Here is a 3,813-nt window from a genome sequence, read left to right as displayed (position 1 = left end):
ATAATTGCTATTAGCAGTGGTGAGGTCTTATAGCCCGATCTAAAACAAGGGGGTATTTTTATGACAAACGCAAGCAATTACAGTGACACTTATACCGGGATCACGAAAGGCGATCCGCTTTCAGCGGCAACCATGACCGCGGCGCTGAATACCAAAGAAAAAGTGGCCAACAAGCAGGTCTCTTCGACGGACGACACGGCGGATACTCTGACCGCCAATTCCAGCGACAGTTATTACCCGTCAGCCAAACTGGCCGGGAAAAATCTCGACGCGCTGAGGAACGGCAAGCAGGATAAGCTCACCGCCGACATAGCCAAAAATATCGTGGCTTATTCCGGGACGGCGGGAACACTCGGCACGCTGACCAGAATCACGACTATAGACACCGCGACGAACGCCAGCGACGATAGTATACCCACGGAAAAAGCGGTGGCCACCGCTCTGAGCGGCAAGGCTGACGCAACCACTGTCAATGGCAAGCAGGATAAACTAACCGACGCGCAGTTAGCTCTGCTGGATTCACTGAATACGCTGAGCTTTTTCCCCAAAGGCACGATACTGGCTGTTACCAGAGCCTTCTGGGATGAAAGAGACAATTTTTTCAAAACGGTCTGGAAACTTTGTGACGGCAGTAATAACGAGGCGCCTAATTTTACCGGTAAATTTTTACGCGGCGGTAAAGAGACTAGCTACGGCGACACTGGTGGCACAAATGATCAGAAAATAGAATTAAAAATTGAACATTTGCCAAGTCATACACATATACAAAAATCACATTTTCATTCTTTGAATTCTCATGCTGACGCTAGCGCTGATAGAGCAGCTGGATTTGGGAGTTCAGAATGTAAAAATGGAGTTACGGGTGCGGCCATGGCAAATCAGACAATGAAGTGGTACGAAAAAGATTACGCGGATCATGCGCTGGTATCTTCCGAAACAGTAGTTAATGAAAACACTGGAAGTGATACGCCATATAAAATAGAACTACCAGAGTATTACACGGTAATTTATATTATGAAAGTGGTCTAGAAAAACCTAACGTTGTCTTCTATTACTATTCCCACAAAGTCCTAACTTTATAGGAATATATTCCAGAAAAGTTAGGACTTTTTTGGAAATTCGGCTTGGACATAAACGTGTTTTAACATATAATGGAAAAGAGATTTTTAAGCAAAGGAGATTTATGCATAAATCTGACCGCAAGGCGCTGCAAAAATTTTCCGAGGGCTATATTTTTAAAATACTGGGCTTGGGTGTAATAATTCTCCTGCTGCTAATCCCGACTTCTATGATCAGCGGCTTGGTGCGCGAGCGCAGCCACACGGCCAAAGAAGCGGAAGAGAAAATCATGGAGGCCTGGGGCAGTGAATTCACCGAAGCCGGGCCGGTCATGGCTATTCCGGGCATCCGCACCAGTGTCGTCCGTACCCGCACGGAAAAAGAAGGCGAAAAAGTTGAGACCGTGCAGACACCGTTCACTCTCTATATCGCGCCGCAAAAATTAAATATTCAGGGAGATTTCACGACCGAAGTGCGGCATTACGGCATTTTTTCCGTACCGCTTTTTGTCGGCAAGATAAAGATCAACGGCAATTTTGATCCGCGGCCGGCGCTTTTGGATCTGGCCGATAATGAGAAATTGTCTTTTGACGCGGCCAAGCTGGTCATCGCGCTGGGTGGTCAAAAAGGCATCCGCCAGATCAACCGCGCGGTCTGGAACAACCGCGAACTGTTTTTCCAGTCGGGACTGACTGATGCGCGCGGCCTGCTCCTCAATTCATTAAATAACGGTATTCACGCCGCGCTGGCGTATGCGCCCGGACAGCCGGCCAATTTTGACATTGAGCTCACCGCGCAGGGCGGACAGTCTGTGCGAATACTACCTATCGGCCAGGACACGCAGGTCAATATCTCCGCCGACTGGTCGTCGCCGTCTTTCCGCGGCGCGTTCCTGCCGGTCAGCTCCAGCATCACCGACCGATCTTTTGCCGCGCAGTGGAATGTCAGCCACTTGAGCCGCAACATTCCGCTTTTCTGGAAAGAAGAAAGCCAGCGGAATAGCGGTAGCAGCGTTCAAAATGCCAATCTTCTTTTCGGCGTTTATTTTTACCGGCAAATCGACACTTACGCGCTGAACACGCGCGCGGTGAAATACGCCGTGTTGTTTTTGCTCGTGCCGTTTTTAGCGCTCTTCCTGATGGAAATTTTCGCCAAGCGCCGCATCCACCCCGTGCCGTATCTGCTTTCCGGCATTGGCAATATTATTTTTTATCTGCTGCTGCTTTCGTTCTCGGAACAAATTCCGTTTTTCGCGGCGTACTGCGTCAGCGCGCTCTCCGTGGCAACGATGATGATTTTGTATTCGCGTGCGCTGCTCGGTTCCTGGCAAAAAAGCTGGTACATGGGTCTGGTCATGGGCTTGAGTTATATTCTGCTGTACGCCGTGCTCAATGCCGAGTCCTACGCCCTGCTCATCGGCTCGATCGGCGCTTTCGCGGTGACCGCGCTGCTCATGTATCTGACCCGCCAGCTGGATTGGTACGGAAAATAAATTTTACTTTAGTGTAAGAACTCTGGCTTTTGTCTTTAATCTTCTGGCCAGCGTCCTTAATGTGGCCAGCACAATTTTTTGGTCTCCCGCATCGAGGCCTTTTAGTATTTTAAAGACCTGATATTCCGCCGGATCTGGCGCGGGTTTTACGCGTTTAGGCAATGCTGTATCCGCAAACCACCAATCCAGACTTGTTCTATAAATTTTGCTGATATGTATAAAGGTAGGCAAGAGCGGCAGACACTGGCCTTTTAACAAACGGTAATACTGGCTCAAAGGCATATCCAAAGCATACGCGGTTGCTTCCAGAGTTTTGCCGCTATTTTTCAGCAAAAAAGTTAATTTTTTACTAACAATACTTTTTAAATTTTTTACGTCCATGCGCGAAATCCTTTTTTTAGAAGCCTCTGCAAAAGTAAGTTTTTAGCTTCTCTCTTTTTTTGTATCCGCTTTCGGCCCAAATTTTCAGCTTAACCGTACCATTTTTATTTTTGTGCCAAAAGCGGATACGGCTCACTTTTAGATTTTTGCAGAGGCTTCTTTTTAGACTTATTGACAAAGTTTAACTTTGGGTTATAATCATTTCTATCGTTTATAAGCGTAAATATATATTTTACTCTTATAAGCGTATAAACCATCAGGGGGATATTTATGGCAAACGCAAGCAATTACAGTGACACTTATACCGGGGTTACGAAAGGTGCTCCGCTTTCAGCGGCAACCATGACCGCGGCGCTGAATACCAAGGAAAAAGTCGCCAACAAGCAGGTCTCTTCGACGGATGACACGGCGGATGCTTTGACCGCTAATTCCAGCGACAGTTCTTACCCGTCAGCCAAACTGGCCGTGAAAAACCTCGACGCGCTGAGGAACAACAAGCAGGATAAGCTCGCCGCCGACATAGCTAAAAATATCGTGGCTTATTCCGGGACGGCGGGAACGCTCGGCACGCTGACCAGAACCACGACTATAGACACCGCGACGAACGCCAGCGATGACAGTATACCCACGGAAAAAGCGGTGGCCACCGCTCTGAGCGGCAAGCTCGAAGCCAGCAGCCTGGAAACACTGCAAACCGAGGTAAGCAATTTGCAAACTTCTATCAGCGGATTACAAACAGAACTGCCCAAAGGCACGATATTGATGTACGACGGCACGGGCTGGCAAGACAACATTACATTGCCCGGCTGGTACTGCTGTGATAGAGGAAATTACAATAAAGGCTTAACTCCTGATCTGGAAGATAAATTCATCAAAGGCAA

4 protein-coding genes are annotated in these 3,813 nt (G+C 48.0%); 3 read left to right on the top strand and 1 reads right to left on the bottom strand.

The annotated features are described in order from the left end of the window. The first annotated feature begins 60 nt into the window (after window positions 1–60). On the top strand, window positions 61–1,029 hold the full coding sequence (locus LBJ25_00490) for a hypothetical protein (GenBank protein MDR1452441.1): 969 nt from the start codon (window positions 61–63) through the stop codon (window positions 1,027–1,029). Between the two features lie 154 nt (window positions 1,030–1,183). Then, the gene (gene creD / locus LBJ25_00485) at window positions 1,184–2,551 is read left to right on the top strand and encodes a cell envelope integrity protein CreD (protein MDR1452440.1); all 1,368 of its coding nucleotides are present in this window, start codon (window positions 1,184–1,186) and stop codon (window positions 2,549–2,551) included. A 3-nt stretch (window positions 2,552–2,554) separates the two neighbouring features. Here the strand turns inward: creD and LBJ25_00480 are convergent, their stop codons facing one another. Beyond that, on the bottom strand, window positions 2,555–2,932 hold the full coding sequence (locus LBJ25_00480) for a hypothetical protein (GenBank protein MDR1452439.1): 378 nt from the start codon (window positions 2,930–2,932) through the stop codon (window positions 2,555–2,557). 270 nt (window positions 2,933–3,202) lie between these two features. On the opposite strand from LBJ25_00480, the gene LBJ25_00475 reads away from it, so the two are divergent. Then, window positions 3,203–3,813, top strand: a 611-nt coding sequence (locus tag LBJ25_00475; protein ID MDR1452438.1) for a hypothetical protein, incomplete at its 3' end; no start/stop codon positions are given.

The organism is Candidatus Margulisiibacteriota bacterium, from assembly GCA_031268855.1.
GTDB lineage: Bacteria > Margulisbacteria > Termititenacia > Termititenacales > Termititenacaceae > Termititenax.
Note: the sequence above shows the minus strand (reverse complement) of the source record. Positions and strands in the feature narration are given on the sequence as shown.